The sequence below is a fragment of the Lelliottia sp. 7254-16 genome, from assembly GCF_002922995.1.
GTDB lineage: Bacteria > Pseudomonadota > Gammaproteobacteria > Enterobacterales > Enterobacteriaceae > Enterobacter > Enterobacter jeotgali.
Genome location: NZ_PQVS01000007.1, coordinates 167,317 through 184,974, shown reverse-complemented (window position 1 = coordinate 184,974; position 17,658 = coordinate 167,317). Strand labels below are relative to the sequence as shown.

The window sequence follows — 17,658 nt, the reverse complement described above, 5'->3', positions numbered from 1 at the left end:
CGTTATCTTCAAGAGTGCTCAATGTAGTGCGACACTCTTTTTAACCAGGAATGTTGATCAGGGGTTTACATGCAGGGCACAAAAATTCGACTCTTAACCGGCGGTTTGCTGATGATGGCAGCAGCCAGTTATGTGCAGGCAGATACGCTCCAGCCCGACCCAGCCTGGCAACAGGGCACACTGGCGAACGGGTTTCAGTGGCAGGTTTTAGCCACACCGCAACGTCCCAGCGATCGCATCGAGATTCGCCTTTCCGTTAATACCGGTTCACTGACCGAAAGCACGCAGCAGAGCGGGCTGAGTCACTTTATTCCTCGACTGGCGCTGACCCAAAGCGGCAGTTTGCAAGCTGTTCAGGTGCGTTCACTGTGGCAACAGGGCATCGACCCGAAACGCCCACTTCCACCTGCGGTCGTTTCCTACGACTACACCATGTTTAACCTCAGCCTGCCCAATAACCGTAATGACCTCCTGAAAGAAGCGCTGACATGGCTGGGCGATACCGCCGGTAAAGTGGCGATCACCCCGGATACGGTTAACTATGCGCTGAGCAACAGCGACATGGTGGCGACCTGGCCGGCTGACACCAAAGACGGCTGGTGGCGCTATCGCCTGAAAGGCTCAACGCTGCTGGGCCACGATCCGGCCGAGCCGATTAAACAGCCGGTCGACATCGAGCAGGTAAAATCCTTCTACCAGAAATGGTACACCCCTGATGCCATGACCCTGATTGTGGTCGGCAACGTCGACAGCCGTGCGGTGATTGAGCAGATTGGCAAAACCTTTGGCGAGCTGAAGGGCAAACGTGAAGTGCCTGCGCCGGTTTCAACGCTGGCACCACTGCGAGCAGAGCCGGTGAGCATTATGACCGACACCGTGCGTCAGGACCGTCTGGCGCTGATGTGGGACACGCCGTGGCAGCCAATTCGTGAATCTGCGGCCCTCCTGCGCTACTGGCGTGCGGATCTCGCCCGTGAAGCGCTGTTCTGGCACGTTCAACAAACGCTGAGCAAAAACAATGCGAAGGATATCGGCATCGGTTTCGACTGCCGCGTGCTGTTCCAGCGTGCGCAGTGTGCGATCAACGTCGAATCACCAAACGATAAGCTGAACGCTAATCTCGGCGTGGTTGCCAAAGAGCTGGCGAAAGTGCGTAAAGACGGCCTGGGCGAAGAAGAGTTCAATGCTCTGGTGGCCCAGAAAAATCTTGAGCTGCAAAAGCTGTTCGCCACTTACGCTCGCACTGACACGGATATCCTGATCAGCCAGCGCATTCGCTCTTTGCAAAATCAGGTGGTGGATATCGCGCCGGAACAGTATCAGAAGCTGCGTCAGGACTTCCTGAATAGCCTGAGCGTCGAGATGATTAATCAGGATCTACGCCAGCAATTATCTCAGGATATGGCTCTGGTTCTGCTCCAGCCGAAAGGCGAGCCGGAATACAACGTGAAAGAGCTACAGGCCACCTGGGACGGGATCATGAAGCAGGAGGAGCGTACCGCTCAGCCAGCGGCAGATGATTTGCACCAGGATGCAACGGATATTCCGCAGGCGCAGTAATGTAAGTGTGTGCGGGCTGATGCCCTCACCCCGACCCTCTCCCACGGGAGAGGGAGAAAACAAAGCCCGATATCGCTATCGGGCTTTGTTTTTTGTAGGCCGGGTAAGGCGAAGCCGCCACCCGGCTTTTTTACAGACTGGCTCAGCCCGGCATCGCCTCGCGCGGAATAATCGCCCCGCGATATTGAATCACCGTGCTCGCCGTCAGGTGACCGAGTTTTGCTGCCTCGGCTGGCGTACCGCCCGTCAGGCGCACCGCCAGATAACCGGCGCTGAAGGAATCGCCTGCCGCTGTGGTATCCACCACTTTCTGCTTGGCTAATTTTACCGCTGGCACATCGACCACGGCTTCACCGTTAACGGAAACCAGGCAGGAATCCGCGCCGCGCTTGATAACTACTTCGTTCACACCGGCCTGATGCGTACGGGCAATAACCTCTTCGACCGGTTTCTCACCCCACAGAGCATCTTCATCATCCAGCGTTAAAAACGCGATATCGGTGCAGTTCAGCATCTGCTGATACACTTGCTGCGTCTCTTCACGGCTGGCCCACAGGCGTGGACGGTAATTATTGTCGAAAATCACTTTCCCGCCGTTTGCGCGACATTCGTGCAGCAGAGAGAGCAATTTTTCACGGCTGGAAGGGCTCAGGATAGCCAGGCTGATTCCGCTCAGATAGAGATAATCGAAGGTCGCCAGCTCTTCGCAGATGGCCGCAGAATTCTCGCTTTCCAGCCAGAATTTGGCCGCTGCTTCGTTGCGCCAGTAGTAGAACGTGCGCTCACCGGTGCTGTCGGTTTCAATGTAATACAGCCCCGGCAGACGGTTTTCCATCCGCTGAATCAGCGCTGTCCCCACGTTTTCACTCTGCCAGGCTTCCAGCATCTGCTGGCTAAAGCTGTCGGTACCGAGCGCGGTCACATAGTTGACGGCAAGTGCTTCAGGCGCGACCTGTCGTGCAATATAAACCGAAGTATTCAACGTATCGCCACCAAAACCACGGCTAACTTCCGCGCCTTTTTGTGACAGTTCAATCATGCATTCGCCAATCACGGCAATTTTTTTAGACATAGTCGTGAACCTGAACAGATAAATTAATGTAAGTGTGCGCTGTGGGGTTTTTATGGTCAACTATATTAAAACGTCGTTCCAAATTTTTTTTTGAGCCAGCGCGCGTTCCAGACAGATTCTGTCATCTTAATTTCATTTTCCCTTCCCGCTGGACATAAAGTTCTCACTCCCTGGGCCGATAACCCTTTGACGAGTCCAGACAGGTCATCTCTTTTCAACAGGACATCTGAAATGAAGTCAGAGCAGGTTATCCAGCGGCTAAGCACCACTCCGGAAGCAAGTATTGAAAGCTTGCAGGAGCATCGCTATTGGCTGCAATGTGAGCGTGCTTATACTTATCAGCCTATTTACCGGATTGACGGCAGGCTCATGGCGATTGAAATCTTAACCGTTGTGACCCACCCGTCCGATCCCGCAAAGCGTATCGCTCCTGATCGTTACTTCGCCGAAGTGAGCGTGCGCCAGCGTCTGGATGTGCTGGAAGAACAGCTGGAGATGTTGGGAACAAAGCAGCCGTTTTTTGCACGCCATGACATTCTGGCGTCGGTAAACGTAGACGGCCCAACCCTGATTGCCCTGCGTCAGAATCCTAAGCTGCAAAAGCTGGTCGCTTCGCTGCCGTGGATGCGTTTTGAGCTGGTGGAACATGTGCGTTTGCCCCAGGATTCCTCATTTGCCTCGATGTGTGAATTTGGCCCGCTGTGGCTGGATGACTTCGGCACCGGGATGGCGAACTTTTCCGCATTAAGCGAAGTACGCTATGACTACATTAAAGTGGCGCGTGACCTGTTCATCATGCTGCGCCAGACGTCGGAAGGCCGGAACCTGTTCACTTTGCTGCTACAGCTAATGAACCGCTACTGCCAGGGCGTGATTGTTGAAGGCGTCGAAACGCTTGAAGAGTGGCGCGATGTGCAGAATTCTCCAGCGGCGGCAGCACAGGGCTATTTCCTCTCCCGTCCGGTGCCTATGGACACGTTAGATAACGTCATTATCACCTTGTAACCCCTGCTGTTTGACTTCGCCTGGACTATATTCATGAAAGGCAAGGTCATAAAAAGGGGATAACGATGACTAAAACCACCAGGATCATCACCTGGGTAACAGGGACCTTCTTGTTGTTGATTGTGGTCGCGATAATCATCATTGCGACGTTCGACTGGAACCGCCTCAAACCGACCATCAACCAGAAAGTCTCCACCGAACTAAACCGGCCCTTCGCCATACGCGGCGATCTTGGCGTGGTCTGGGAGCGTCAGAAAGACGAAACCGGCTGGCGCAGTTGGGTGCCGTGGCCTCACGTTCATGCTAACGACATTATTCTCGGCAACCCGCCCGATATTCCTGACGTGACGATGGTCCATCTGCCGCGCGTCGAAGCCACGCTGGCACCGCTCGCGCTGCTGACGAAAACCGTTTATCTCCCCTGGATCAAGCTGGAGCAGCCCGACGCGCGGCTGATCCGCCTGTCAGAGAAAAACAACAACTGGACCTTTAATCTCGCCAGCAGTGGCGAAGAAAAAGATCCGAATGCGCCACCGTCGGCGTGGTCTTTCCGCCTGGATAATATTCTGTTCGATCGCGGGCGGATCGCCATCAATGACAAAGTCAGCAAGGCGGATATCGAGATCCTAGTCGATCCGCTCGGCAAGCCGCTGCCGTTCAGCGAAGTCACAGGGACTAAAGGCAAGAACGATACCAGTAAAGTGGGCGATTACGTCTTTGGCCTGAAAGCGAAAGGGCGTTACAACGATCAGCCCTTAACCGGTACAGGCAAGATTGGCGGCGTGCTGGCGCTGCGCAGCGAAGGCACGCCATTCCCGGTGCAGGCGGATTTCCGCTCGGGTAATACTCGCGTGGCGTTTGTGGGCACGGTGAACGATCCGATGAAAATGGGCGGCGTAGACCTTCAGCTCAAATTCTCTGGTGATTCACTGGGCGAGCTGTATGACTTAACCGGTGTACTGTTGCCGGATACACCGCCGTTTGAAACAGACGGGCGGCTGGTAGCAAAAATTGATACGGAAAAATCCTCGGTCTTTGATTACCGCAATTTCAATGGCCGCATTGGCGACAGCGATATTCACGGCTCGCTGGCTTACACCACCGGCAAGCCGCGCCCGAAACTGGAAGGGGATGTGGAATCACGTCAGCTGCGCCTCGCCGATCTCGGCCCGCTGATTGGTGTCGATTCCGGGAAAGGTGCGCAGCAGTCCAAACGTTCCGAACAGAAGAAAGGCGAGAAAGATATCCAGCCGGCGGACAAAGTGCTGCCTTACGATCGCTTTGAAACTGATAAGTGGGATGTGATGGATGCTGACGTGCGCTTCAAGGGGCGTAAAATCGAGCACGGCAGCACCTTGCCGATCAGCGACCTCTCGACCCATATCATTCTCAAAAACGCTGACCTGCGCCTGCAGCCGCTGAAATTCGGCCTGGCGGGCGGGACGATTTCCTCCAACATTCACCTCGAAGGCGATAAAAAGCCGATGCAGGGTCGGGCGGATATTCAGGCCCGCAGGCTGAAGCTGAAAGAACTGATGCCGAACGTGGAGCTGATGCAGAAAACCCTCGGTGAAATGAACGGGGATGCGGATATTCGCGGAGTAGGTAACTCCGTTGCGGCACTGCTCGGTAGCAGTAACGGGAATCTCAAGCTGCTGATGAACGACGGGCTGGTGAGCCGCAATCTGATGGAGATCCTCGGGCTGAACGTCGGTAACTTTATTATCGGGCAGATTTTTGGCGATGATGAAGTGCGGGTGAACTGTGCGGCGGCGAATCTCGATCTGGTGAATGGCATGGCGCGTCCACAGATTTTTGCCTTCGACACCGAGAATGCGGTGATTAATGTGACGGGGACGGCGAGCCTGGCCTCGGAACAGCTGGATTTGACCATCGATCCTGAGAGTAAGGGGTTCCGTATTATCACCCTGCGCTCACCGCTCTACGTGCGCGGCTCGTTCAAAAATCCACAGGCGGGTGTCAAAGCGGGGCCGTTGATTGCGCGCGGAGCTGTCGCTGCTGCGCTGGCAACACTGGTGACACCAGCGGCAGCGCTGCTGGCGCTGATTTCACCGTCAGAAGGTGATGCGAATCAGTGCCGGACGATTTTGTCGCAGATGAAGAAGTAGTGCGCGTTTTCCCCTCACCCTAACCCTCTCCCAAAGGGAGAGGGAACTGGTTTTCTCCCTCTCCCCGTGGGAGAGGGCCGGGGTGAGGGCATCAAACCGCACAAATCATAACGCTTGATGCTTCGTCTCGTGCGTCAACAGCAGCGCAATCAGCGTCAGCCCTGCCATCGCCGCCAGATACACGCCCACATAGAACAGACCGTAGTTTGCCTGCAACCAGGTGGCGATATACGGTGCCACAGACGCGCCCAGAATCGACGACACGTTATAGGAGAACGATGCTCCGGTGTAGCGCACTTCGGTCGGGAACAGCTCCGGCAGCAGCGCACCCATCGGGCCAAACGTCAGTCCCATCAGGCTCAGGCCAATCAGCAGATACGCCATCACCAGCGCAGGACTGCCGGAACCCAGCAGCGGTGGGAAGACGAACAGCGCGAACAGAATAATCAGCGACGTAATCACGATCATGCTCGAGCGGCGGCCAAACTTATCCGCCAGCAGCCCGGCAATCGGCACCATCACGCCAAAACCGATCACTGCCATCATCAGCATCCACAGCACTTCATTGCGCGGCAGACCCAAACCTACCGGTGCAGCGGCGGTACTGAAGGTCATCGAATAGACCGTCATAATATAAAACAGCGTATAGGTCGCCAGCATGATGAAGGTACCGAGTACGGTCACGCGAACGTGTTTGGTCAGCAGCGTGCCGAGCGGGATTTTCACCTGCTTTTTCGCCGCCGCAACTTTGGCGAACACCGGCGTTTCATGCAGGGAAACACGCACATACAGGCCGATCAGCACCAGCACCGCCGAGAAGATGAACGGAATACGCCAGCCCCAGCTCATGAACTGCTCGTCGGTCAGCAGCCAGGAGAGCAGCAGGAAGGTGCCGTTGGCGAAGAAGAAGCCAATCGGCGCGCCCAGCTGTGGGAAAGAGCCGTACAGCGCGCGTTTACGCGGTGGCGCATTCTCTGTTGCCAGCAATGCTGCGCCACCCCATTCGCCGCCCAGACCCAGGCCCTGACCAAAACGCGCCAGCGCCAGCAACACCGGAGCCAGAATACCGATGGTTTCGTAGGTCGGCAGCAGGCCGATCGCCACGGTAGAAATCCCCATCGTCAGCAGCGACGCCACGAGTGTGACTTTGCGCCCGACGCGATCGCCAAAGTGGCCGAACACCGCCGAGCCAATCGGACGCGCGATAAAGGCGATAGCGAACGTTGCCAGCGATTGCAGCGTTGCAGCTGTAGGATCACCCTGCGGGAAGAAGATATGCGGAAAGACGATGACCGCAGCGGTGGCGTAAATATAGAAATCGAAAAATTCGATGGCGGTGCCAATCAGTGAGGCAACGACGACTTTATTACGCGAGTTGACCGGTGTGCTTTCCGGTTCTGAATCGAGAGTTGTGGCGGTGGCTTGCATAAAATTTTCTTATTGTTTGGTCTGACGAAAGGCCATATTACGCATAGCAAAAGCGACATTTCAATCTGTAACAGGGGCGCGAAGCGGCGAGAAAAGCAGCAAAAAGCGGATAATCTTCAGCCTGACGAAAACTCTTCCATGAAATGCTTCACAGAATTTAAATATCAGTTGATAAAACTGGTTTTTGGTTAAATAAAAGTTACAGGCTGGATTTATATGCTGAAATGCCGAATCGGGCTGAAATTTTGCATTCTTATTCAGCCCGATAAGGGGTTTAGCGGTGGGTTTTGCCCGGCATGCGCGGGTCGTCTTTGTACTCGGCGGTGGCGATCCAGGCCGCGCAGAACAGCGTCAGGCGGGCAAAGAAGTAGAAGAATGCCATCAGGCCCAGCACCGACCCGAACGCCGCACCGGAAGGGGATTTCACCAGCGACGGCAGGGTATACGTCATCACGATTTTGATCACTTCAAACCCGATAGCGGCGATAAACGTGCCGCGAATCAGCGCTTTCTTGCGTGGACGATGGCGTGGCAAACGCCAGAAAATCCAGAAGAACAGCAGATAGTTGGCGAATATTGAAATCGCCAGCCCAATCAGCCGCCAGGCGGGCTTCAGCCACTCGATATAATCCAGATACAGCGCAGAAATGATCATCTGCTGCGCGGAACCGGCCACGGAAGTGATCGACAGCGTGACGACCAGGGCGACCAGCAGGCCAATCAGCGACACGAAATCGCGGAAATACTTAATCCAGATTTTCTCCTGATCCTGCGGCGTGCGTTCCCAAACGTCGCGCGACTGGGCGCGGATCGCCTCGCGCAGATTTCCCATCCAGTTAATGCCGGAATAGAGCGCAATCAGCAGCCCGACGATGCCCACCGTCGTACGCTGCTGCACCGCCGTGTTAATGGTGCTTTTCAGCGTGGCGGCCAGCGTCGGATCGCTCACGTTAATCAGAATCTTGTTGAAGATGTCCTGTAACAGCGTTGGATGCGAGGCGAGAACAAAACCCGCTGCGGCAAACGACACCATCATAATCGGGATCATCGACAGGAATGAGAAGTAGGTAATGGCCGCACCGAACTGATTGCCCATTCGGTCGTTAAAGCGTTCCGTTGCGCGAATCAGGTGCGCAATCATCGGGCGACGCTGAATTTTTTGCGCGGTTCCCGTGACCGTTTCCAGCGCTTTATTTGCCTTGTTGGGCGAGGTTTTTTTTTCCGGCTCCGACTCCATCTTTTTGATGGGATCGTATTCCAGTTCCTGGGTGGGGCGTTGCGGGTTGTTTTCCTGCGTCACGCGCATTTTCCTTTTCGTTTGGCTGGATGTTATTGAATTATAGCCTGTGACTAATCAACGTAAGCTTTCATTATCGTCGTCAGCCACTCCATGAACAGATGAACCCGACGCGAAAGGTTGCGGCGATGCGGATAAATCAGTGAGACTGGCATCGGTTCGGCGCGGTATTGCGGCAAGATTTCGACCATTTTTTTTGCCTTTAGCGCGTCACGCACACCGACGCGCGGAACCTGAATAATGCCCAGCCCGGCCAGACACGCGGCGTGGTACGTTTCGGTGCTATTGACCGTCAAAATACCGCCGGTTTTTATCCACTGGGTGGCGTCGCCGTTATAAAACTCGAAACCCTGCGGGCGGGTTCCCAGATTTAGGGCGTAGTGAATCACGGCATGTGAAGCCAGATCGTCCAGATTCTCCGGGTAGCCAAAACGCGCCAGATAATCTGGACTGGCGCAGTTGATAATCGACAGCTTGCCCAGCGAGCGCGCGATTAGCCCTGAGTCTTTCAGCGTGCCGACGCGGACCACGCAGTCAAATCCTTCCCGAATCACATCAACCATCCGGTCACTGCTGCTCAATTCCAGCTCAATGCCGGGGTACTGCTGCAAAAAGGCGGGCAGTTTGGGGATGACTAAATTTCGCGCAACCCCAACGGGCATATCCACGCGTAATCGTCCGCTGATGCTGGTGGGGTCATGCTGGAAAAGTCCATCCAGTTCGTCGAGGTTTGCCAGTAGATCTTTTGCCCGCTCGTAATAGACCATCCCGTCCTGCGTGAGGCTGACGCGGCGCGTCGTGCGGTGCAAGAGCTGGGTGCTGAGCAGATTTTCCAGCCCCTGAATCTGGCGCGATACGCTACCTTTAGGAAGGCCCAGCGTGTCTGCAGCGCGAGAAAAGCTCTCCAGTTCCGCCACGCGGATGAAGAGCTGCATTGCGTGAATTTTATCCATAGGCTGCGCTCATTATTATTGTCAGTGAAACAGTGAAGCGTTTTTTGCCATCTTTATTGATTTTCTATCACCTAATAAGCTCTTACTCAATCGGCATATCAATCGAAACGAGGTTTATCATGAGTGAACGTATTGCATTAGTGACAGGTGGCAGCCGCGGCTTAGGTAAAAACGCAGCGCTGAAGCTGGCAGCGAAGGGAACCGGAATTATTCTGACCTACAACAGCAGCCAGAAAGAAGCGCTGGAAGTTGTGCGCGAAATTGAATTAAAAGGGGTGAAAGCGGTGGCATTGCAGCTGAACGTCGGGGATACCTCAGCCTTCGAACGTTTTGCCGCTGAAGTACACTCTCAGCTTAAGCATGTCTGGCAGCGCGACACCTTCGATTATTTATTGAACAACGCTGGGACGGGTTTATACGCTCCGTTTGCGGAGACGACCGAAGCGCAGTTTGATGACGCAATGAATGTCCATTTCAAAGGCCCATTCTTCCTGACCCAGCGTCTGTTGCCGCTTCTCAAAGACGGCGGTCGTATCCTGAACGTCTCCAGCGGTCTGGCGCGTTTTGCCCAGCCGGGTTCTAGTACCTATGCGGCGATGAAAGGGGCGATGGAAGTGCTGACGCGCTATCAGGCCAAAGAGTTAGGTGCGCGTAAAATTACCGCCAATATTATCGCGCCGGGGGCAATTGAAACCGATTTTGGCGGCGGACGGGTACGCGATAATGCGCAAATTAATCAGATGGTGGCGTCGAATACTGCGCTCGGGCGCGTCGGGCTGCCGGATGACATTGGCGATGCCATCGCGGCGCTGCTGAGCGATGAGCTGGGCTGGATGAACGCGCAACGCATCGAGGTTTCAGGCGGGATGTTCCTGTAAATTCTTAACGGCTTTCGGCCTGGTATTCATGCTTTAACAGGCTGAAAATCCAGTCGTTATGCCAGGAATCTGCAAGCCAGTAGTTTTCTCGCAGTTCGCCTTCCAGCACAAAGCCTGCTTTTTCCAGCAGGCCGCGAGAAGCCGCGTTGCCCACCGTCACCGTGGCGGTGAGGCGACGGATCCCACCTTGCGTAAAGGCGTAATCGCACACGGCACGTAGCGATTCATAGCCATAGCCTTTTCCCTGCGCATTCGCGGCAAAGATAAAACCCACTTCCGCACAATCATTATCTCTGTGAATATAACCGGTGGCGCCGAGCGGTGTTTGACTGTCAGTTTCACGCACGATTAAACACATCCAGTGCGCACTACCCGGTTCCCAGGGTTGCAGACGAGGCTCAAAGGCTTCACGAATGACGGCAATAGGGCGTTTATCGGCGATATAACGCATCACGTCTGGATGTTGTTGCAGAGACAGGTAAAAAGGCCAATCTTGTTCCTGAACAGGCGAGCACGTCAGACGCGAAGTAGTGAGTACCGGCATTCGATTTCTCCTATGACTATTTTCAATGATTATAGAGCTGTCACTTTATTTCTCCATAATCTCAGTTATGGTTTAACAGCACATAAATAAAAGAAAAAATTGCCTTTAAGGCACGCTTATTCTGCTTTGTAGTACGTTAAGGAAAATGATGACATCGGGTACATCACACCACATCCACGAACAATTTGAACATTGTATCGCGATCATTCGACACGCCTCCGTGGAGATCTTGCTGCTCCTTGATGTTCACGTATCTGAAGGTAAAGATCCCCGCTGGTTCCTGGAACAGCTCGATAATGCCCGCCTCGGTCTCGGCGGCTGGGGACCCGTCGCAAAACGCCTGAATCTGAATGATGCCGAAATGTCCGATTTCACGCTGCAACTCAGACTGTTACAACAGCGTGTGCCGAAATATGAAAGCGGTCAGGACGTTAGCCAAAACCAGCTCATAGCCGCCGTGCGTTTTGTCACCGCGCTGGAGCATCTGCGTTTACAGCAGCCTCTGCTCGGGTACAACACCGATCTGGCTCCGGGGAATGAATCCCTGCAATTGCAGGCTCATAAACAGGTACGCGCCCTTGAACTGATGATTAAATCCTTAATCATGCAGGCGTGGCCCGATCCGGTAAGGCTCAATAACCATCTTAAAACGCTGTTTAATGCCGATCGCGTCCGACGCTGGCTGAAAAACAGTGAACGCAACGACGTGTTGAGCGGCATGATGTTCAGCGAAATGGCGCAAATGCTGGTGGATAAAAAAGAGTTCAGCCGCTATTACTCGTCTTTGTTTAACGATCGCTCGATGCTGACGCTAATGGTTGAGCCGCGTAAAACCCTGCAAACTTTCCTCGACGATATCCGCCAGATCCGCAACATGCTGACCGTTCAGCAGCCCCTCACTTCCGCGCAGCTCCTGCTGCTCGATAACTACTATGCCCAGATTGCCGGGCCGATTCAGCGGGCGTTTGAAGAGGGACGCACGCGCATCAACCCGACGGGGCTGATGGCGGTGGATGCCAGCGAACTGCACAGCTTCTGGGAACATGCGCAGAAAATGGACCGGCAGACCGGCGGCGATCTGTTTGAAATTCGTGACAGCATCGAGAAGCCAACTCAGCGAGCGCCGCGCACGCCCGAACAACGCGATCAGCTCATTTCAGGTGCACTGTGGGGAGCGGTGGGGGTAATGGTGCTGGCTATTATTGCGGGCGGGGTGTGGCTGGTGACCAGCAGCAATCCGCCAGCGACTGCGGCAGTCGTCAGCGCCGAACCACAACCTGCACCGAAAGAGATGCGTGAAGCCCCGTCGTCACGAGAAAAACTCACCCGCATGGGCGTGACCTGGGATGAGAATAACTTCCGTTCGGCCATCGACCGCAATGACACGCGTGCAGCGCTGCTGTTTTTACAGGGCGGAATGGACTGGAAAATGTCCTGGACCGAGCAGGCGATGTCAGCCGGTTACGATGATGTGCTTGAAGTGTTGATGCGCTATCGCTTGCAAATGGTCGAGCAGAAACCGTGTCGCCGGTTTATTGCGACGCTGAGCCATGCTATGTCGACCGGAGAAAAGCTGACCTCAATGCGTAAGCAATATTTGCAGGCGTTTTGTACGGTGCCTGCGGTGGTGCAGCGCCAGAAGTACGAAGCGGATCAAGCGAAGCGTCGGGCGCTGGCGCAGCCGGACGCCAGCACAAAAAAATGGCAGTCTATCCAAACTGAAATCTATGATGTGATTCGCTAATCTACACCTGACTGCATTGCCTGTGTAGGCCGGGTAAGGCGCAGCCGCCACCCGGTTTTATTCTGCATCGAAGCTAAAACTGCCCGATGGCGCTGCGCTTATCGGGCCTACAGGTTAGGGTTCTCCGTACAACCCGTACAACCCGTACAACCCGTTCAACCTGTGTAGGCCGGGTAAGGCGCAGCCGCCACCCGGCTTTATTCTGCATCGAAGCTAAAACTGCCCGATGGCGCTGCGCTTATCGGGCCTACAGGTTAGGGCTCTCCGTTCAACCCGTTCAACCTGTGTAGGCCGTGTAAGGCGCAGCCGCCACCCGGCTTTATTCTGCATCGAAGCTAAAACTGCCCGATGGCGCTGCGCTTATCGGGCCTACAGGTTAGGGCTCTCCGTACAACCCGTTCAACCTGTGTAGGCAGGGTAAGGCGCAGCCGCCACCCGGTTTTATTCTGCATCGAAGCTAAAACTGCCTGATGGCGCTGCGCTTATCGGGCCTACAGGTTAGGGCTCTCCGTACAACCCGATCAACCTGTGTAGGCCGGGTAAGGCGCAGCCGCCACCCGGCTTTATTCTGCATCGAAGCTAAACTGCCAGATGGCGCTGCGCTTATCGGGCCTACAGGTTAGGGCTCTCCGTACAACCCGATCAACCTGTGTAGGCCGGGTAAGGCGCAGCCGCTACCCGGCTTTTTCTGCATCGAAGCTAAAACTGCCCGATGGCGCTGCGCTTATCGGGCCTACAGGTTAGGGCTCTCCGTACAACCCGTTCAACCTGTGTATGCAGGGTAAGGCGCAGCCGCCACCCGGCTTTATTCTGCATCGAAGCTAAAACTGCCCGATGGCGCTGCGCTTATCGGGCCTACAGGTTAGGGCTCTCCGTACAACCCGATCAGTCGCCGCACGACGCCGTTGGTCCAGCCAAAGCCATCCTGCAGCGGATACTCGCCCCCGCCGCCTTCGCGCGGGGTGCTGCTGGCGATGTGGTATTTCTCGATCAATTTATGGTGTGTTTTGTAGAAGTGATTCACCGTTTGCAACCAGCTCCAGGCGATCTCATCACCCAGCGAATCGTTGCCATACTGCTTAAATCCCTGAATCGCCATCCACTGTAGCGGTGCCCAGCCGTTTGGTTTATCCCACTGCTCGCCGGTTTCGTGTTCTGTCGCCAGTATGCCGCCGGGCGTCAGCAGACGCGCTTTGACCGTATCGGCCAGGCGGTCGGCCTGCTCATGTGTCGACATGCCGACATACAGCGGCACGATGCTGGCGGCGGAGAACAGCCCCATCTCTTCGCGTCGCCAGTCATAATCGCGGTAACAGCCATTTTCGTCGTCCCACAGGAAGCGGTTCACGGCGGCGCGTCGATCGTTGGCCTTCTGGCGGAAAGTGGTTTCCGTCTCTTTATCGCCTTTTGAGCCCGAAATATTGGCGATAGCACTTTCCAGTTTGAACAGAAATGCGTTCAGATCGATAGGGATAAATTGGGTCGTGCGAATACTTGCCAGACGCCCGGCATCACGCAGCCAACGGGAAGAGTAGTCCCAGCCCGACGCCGCGCCCGCGCGCAGATCGCGATAGACTTCGTTTGGCGGTCGACCCGAGTGTTTAGCGGTTTCCACATCCTCTATCCAGGACTCGTCGCGCGGCGTGTCGCGGTCGTCCCAATAGCGGTTGAGCAGCGAGCCGTCCGGCATACGCACCACGTGGCGATAGGCCTGATTTGGCACCAGCGACTCCGCGCCATCCATCCAGAACGCATATTCCATCAGCAGATGGTCGAGATAACGCTTCGCCCCGCGCACACCGTCCTCTTCAAAAAGTTCGACCATCAGCGCAAATACCGGCGGCTGTGAACGACTGAGATAATAGGTGCGGTTCCCGTTCGGGATATGGCCGTAACGCTCGATCATCCACGCAAAATTGTCAGCCATGCATTTGAGCAGATCGTTGCGCCCACTTTCCGCCAGCCCCAGCATGGTGAAATACGAATCCCAGTAGTAAGTCTCACTGAAACGCCCGCCGGGCACGATATACGCCTGCGGCAGCGCCAGCAGTGACGACCACGGAATATGGTCCTGCGGCTCGCGCGTCAGCACCGGCCACAGATTATCGATGTGTTCTTTAAGCGACAGGCTTGGGTCGGAGACGTACTCGGTGGACAGCGATTCCGGCATCCAGAAGTGGTTGTCGACAAAGCGCTTGAGGTCGAAATCAGGGTGGCGTCGCACCTTGCGATAGCGAATAAGAATGTCGAGCGGGTCCATCTTCGGCGCACAGTCGGGAAAGGTTTTGCTGTCGGCAAACAGGCGCGTCGACTGGACGTGTTCAAAAAGTTCTAAATAACGATCGGCAGGGGTGAGGGCGTCAGACGCTGGCAGCCCTTCGATCATTTCCGGTTCCGGTTCCGCCTCAATCATCTCATCCAGTTTCAACTCGCGGGGATCGGTTTCGTAACGCAGTTCTTCCGCGATTTCGAACTCGATGATATCGGCAGCGTGGTGTTTCTGGTTGGACATGGTGGTTAGGACCTCCGGTTTTCAGGTATCTATTAAGCGTAGACACTCGCTTCGATGATTACAGGGCGAAGTGTGCGGTGGGTCACATTTTGTGGTTTGAGCTGGGGTTTGCGGAATGACGCTATCTGACTGATTTAAAAGTTCTTACAGGAGAGGGTAAGCGTTAGAAGGGCTGGCGAAATTCGGAGCATTCGTTTTGCAACGATTTATGAATGTAAAACAAAACGCCCCTCGGAAGAGGGGCGTTGAGGATTAACGCATCGTCACAAACTCTTCCGCCGCAGTCGGGTGGATCGCCACGGTATTGTCGAAGTCTTTCTTGGTTGCACCCATTTTCAGCGCCACCGCAAAGCCTTGCAGGATTTCATCCATGCCGAAGCCGATGCCGTGAATCCCGACGATTTTCTCTTCCGGGCCAACGCAAACCAGCTTCATGCGGCACGGCTGGCGGTGAGACGTCACCGCGGTATACATCGCCGTGAAGGACGATTTGTACACTTTCACCTGGTCATCGCCATGCAGCTCGCGCGCCTGCGGTTCGGTTAAACCGACGGTGCCGATTGGCGGGTGGCTGAAGACCACGGTCGGGATGTTGCTGTAATCCAGATGCTCGTCGGGCTTGTTGTTGAACAGGCGCTCAGACAGACGACGACCTGCTGCCACGGCGACTGGAGTCAGTTCAACCGCGCCGGTGTTATCACCGACCGCGTAAATTCCTGGAATGCTGGTGTTCTGGAACTTATCGACAGCAATGTAGCCTTTGTCGTTGGTTTTCACGCCGGTGACGGCCAGGTTGAAGTTATCGTTCGCCGGTTCGCGACCAATCGCCCAGATCAGGCAGTCTACGGTCTGGCTGCGACCATCTTCCAGCTCAAGCGTCAGGCTGCCGTCAGCGTTTTTCACCACCGCTTTCGGTACGGCGTTAGTGTGCAGTTTCGGGCCTTCGGCGTTCATCACTTCGACCAGCGTCTCAACGATCAGCGGATCAAAGCTGCGCAGTGGCGCGTGTTTACGTACGAACAGGTGCGCTTCTGCGCCCAGGCCGTTAATCACGCCAGCCAGTTCGACAGCGATGTAACCCGCACCGACGACTGCCACGCGTTTTGGCAGGGCAGGCAGTTCGAAGAAACCGTCGGAGTCGATACCGTATTCCACGCCCGGAATATCCGGGTGGCTCGGACGACCGCCGGTGGCGATCAGGATATGATCGGCAGTGATCGTCTCGCCGTTCACTTCGATCGTTTTCGCGTCGACGAAGCGGGCAAAGCCTTTGATCACATCGACATTATTTTTGCCCAGCACGTTGTCATACGAGGTATGAATGCGGTCAATGTAGGCGGTACGGCTGGCAATCAGCTTGTCCCAGTCGAAGTGATTAATGGTGGTGTCAAAGCCGTAATCCGGGCCGTACATATGGATAGCTTCGCGAATTTGCGCGGCGTGCCACATCACTTTTTTCGGTACACAACCGACGTTCACGCAGGTGCCGCCCAGCTCTTTGGCTTCAATCAGCGCACATTTCTGGCCGTACATGGCTGCACGGTTAATCGAGGCGATACCGCCGCTGCCGCCGCCAATGGCGATGTAGTCATAATGCTTGCTCATGGGTCATATCCTTAATTTCTGATTGCCGCGATTGTATACCTGAAATCAATAGGTTCCACCGATGACTGCGATTACTCAGGCACGATCCAGCTGACGGTCGCGTGGCCATGACCACTCGGCACCAGCGTTTTGTGCAGCCAAGGCAGGACGTTGTTCATCTGTGCTTCAAGCTTCCACGGCGGGTTGATAACGATCATCCCGGAGGCGGTCATGCCGCGCTGATCGCTGTCCGGTCGCACCGCCAGTTCGATCTGCATGATTTTACGGATGCCGGTTGCTTCCAGCTCTTTGATCATACGTTTGATTTGTGCACGCAGGACCACCGGATACCACAGAGCGTAAGTTCCGGTAGCGAAGCGTTTGTAGCCTTCGTTGATGCCGGTGACCACCGCCTGATAATCGGTTTTGATTTCGTACGGCGGGTCGATCAGCACCAGGCCGCGACGGGAAACTGGCGGCAGTTTGGATTTCAACTGCTGGTAGCCGTCGGCTTTTTCCACGCGCGCGCGGTTGTCTTTCTGGAATTCAGAACGCAGCAGCGGGAAATCGCTCGGGTGCAGTTCGGTCAGTTGGAGGCTGTCGTACTCACGCAGCAGCTGGCGCGCGATCAGCGGCGAGCCTGGGTAGTAACGCAGCTGGCCGCTACGGTTGAAATGATTCACTACGCTGATGTACGGCTCCAGCTCGGCAGGGAGATCGTCCTGCTGCCAGATACGGGCGATACCTTCCAGATATTCACCGGTACGTTCCGCGTGTTGGCTGCTGAGCTGATAGCGGCCCGCGCCCGCGTGGGTGTCCAGATAGAGAAACGGCTTATCTTTCTCTTTCAGAGATTCAATAATCAGACTCTGAACGGTGTGCTTGAGGACATCGGCGTGGTTGCCCGCGTGGAAGCTGTGGCGATAACTGAGCATGGGTGAAGGTGTTCCAG

Annotated in this window: 13 protein-coding genes; 5 read left to right on the top strand and 8 right to left on the bottom strand. The window is 55.3% G+C overall.

The genetic code is table 11. From position 1 onward, the window contains the following. Positions 1 to 69 precede the first annotated feature (69 nt). Positions 70 to 1,560, top strand: a complete 1,491-nt coding sequence (locus tag C3708_RS12085; protein ID WP_103947422.1) for a pitrilysin family protein — start codon at positions 70 to 72, stop codon at positions 1,558 to 1,560. A 142-nt stretch (positions 1,561 to 1,702) separates the two neighbouring features. On the opposite strand, the gene C3708_RS12080 is transcribed toward C3708_RS12085, so the two are convergent. Further along, positions 1,703 to 2,632 carry a sugar kinase gene (locus C3708_RS12080; protein WP_103949432.1) on the bottom strand — a complete coding sequence of 310 codons (930 nt, stop codon included), beginning with the start codon at positions 2,630 to 2,632 and terminating at the stop codon, positions 1,703 to 1,705. A 231-nt stretch (positions 2,633 to 2,863) separates the two neighbouring features. Here C3708_RS12080 and pdeH point away from each other — a divergent pair, with 231 nt between their 5' ends. Both pdeH and C3708_RS12070 read left to right on the top strand, forming a co-directional pair. Beyond that, on the top strand, positions 2,864 to 3,637 hold the full coding sequence (pdeH, locus tag C3708_RS12075) for a cyclic-guanylate-specific phosphodiesterase (RefSeq protein ID WP_095283824.1): 774 nt from the start codon (positions 2,864 to 2,866) through the stop codon (positions 3,635 to 3,637). Between the two features lie 65 nt (positions 3,638 to 3,702). After that, positions 3,703 to 5,766, top strand: coding sequence for an AsmA family protein (locus C3708_RS12070; RefSeq protein ID WP_103949431.1), 2,064 nt, complete (start codon positions 3,703 to 3,705; stop codon positions 5,764 to 5,766). A gap of 105 nt (positions 5,767 to 5,871) precedes the next feature. Here C3708_RS12070 and C3708_RS12065 read toward each other — a convergent pair whose 3' ends face one another. The 3 genes from C3708_RS12065 to C3708_RS12055 all read right to left on the bottom strand — a co-directional run bounded on the left by C3708_RS12065 (position 5,872) and on the right by C3708_RS12055 (position 9,444). Then, positions 5,872 to 7,194, bottom strand: a complete 1,323-nt coding sequence (locus C3708_RS12065; RefSeq protein WP_103947420.1) for an MFS transporter — start codon at positions 7,192 to 7,194, stop codon at positions 5,872 to 5,874. A gap of 274 nt (positions 7,195 to 7,468) precedes the next feature. After that, on the bottom strand, positions 7,469 to 8,494 hold the full coding sequence (gene yhjD / locus C3708_RS12060) for an inner membrane protein YhjD (protein ID WP_095284421.1): 1,026 nt from the start codon (positions 8,492 to 8,494) through the stop codon (positions 7,469 to 7,471). Between the two features lie 50 nt (positions 8,495 to 8,544). Then, on the bottom strand, positions 8,545 to 9,444 hold the full coding sequence (locus tag C3708_RS12055; protein ID WP_103949430.1) for a LysR family transcriptional regulator: 900 nt from the start codon (positions 9,442 to 9,444) through the stop codon (positions 8,545 to 8,547). Between the two features lie 119 nt (positions 9,445 to 9,563). Here C3708_RS12055 and C3708_RS12050 point away from each other — a divergent pair, with 119 nt between their 5' ends. Beyond that, complete coding sequence (locus C3708_RS12050) at positions 9,564 to 10,322, top strand: SDR family NAD(P)-dependent oxidoreductase (protein ID WP_095283819.1); 759 nt, start codon at positions 9,564 to 9,566, stop codon at positions 10,320 to 10,322. 4 nt (positions 10,323 to 10,326) lie between these two features. On the opposite strand, the gene C3708_RS12045 is transcribed toward C3708_RS12050, so the two are convergent. Then, entirely contained in the window at positions 10,327 to 10,866 is a 540-nt protein-coding gene (locus C3708_RS12045) for a GNAT family N-acetyltransferase (RefSeq protein WP_103949429.1), read from the bottom strand. A 148-nt stretch (positions 10,867 to 11,014) separates the two neighbouring features. Between C3708_RS12045 and C3708_RS12040 the strand changes: the two genes are divergently transcribed. Continuing rightward, the gene (locus C3708_RS12040) at positions 11,015 to 12,610 is read left to right on the top strand and encodes an STY4199 family HEPN domain-containing protein (protein ID WP_095283817.1); all 1,596 of its coding nucleotides are present in this window, start codon (positions 11,015 to 11,017) and stop codon (positions 12,608 to 12,610) included. Positions 12,611 to 13,472: 862 nt separating this feature from the next. Here C3708_RS12040 and C3708_RS12035 read toward each other — a convergent pair. The 3 genes from C3708_RS12035 to C3708_RS12025 form a co-directional block, all read right to left on the bottom strand. Beyond that, positions 13,473 to 15,122, bottom strand: a complete 1,650-nt coding sequence (locus C3708_RS12035) for an alpha,alpha-trehalase (RefSeq protein WP_103947414.1) — start codon at positions 15,120 to 15,122, stop codon at positions 13,473 to 13,475. Positions 15,123 to 15,374: 252 nt separating this feature from the next. Further along, positions 15,375 to 16,727 (bottom strand): glutathione-disulfide reductase, encoded by a 1,353-nt coding sequence (gorA, locus tag C3708_RS12030; protein ID WP_103949428.1) that lies wholly within the window; start codon positions 16,725 to 16,727, stop codon positions 15,375 to 15,377. 71 nt (positions 16,728 to 16,798) lie between these two features. Further along, entirely contained in the window at positions 16,799 to 17,641 is an 843-nt protein-coding gene (locus C3708_RS12025) for a 23S rRNA (adenine(2030)-N(6))-methyltransferase RlmJ (RefSeq protein WP_095283814.1), read from the bottom strand. Positions 17,642 to 17,658 lie beyond the last annotated feature (17 nt).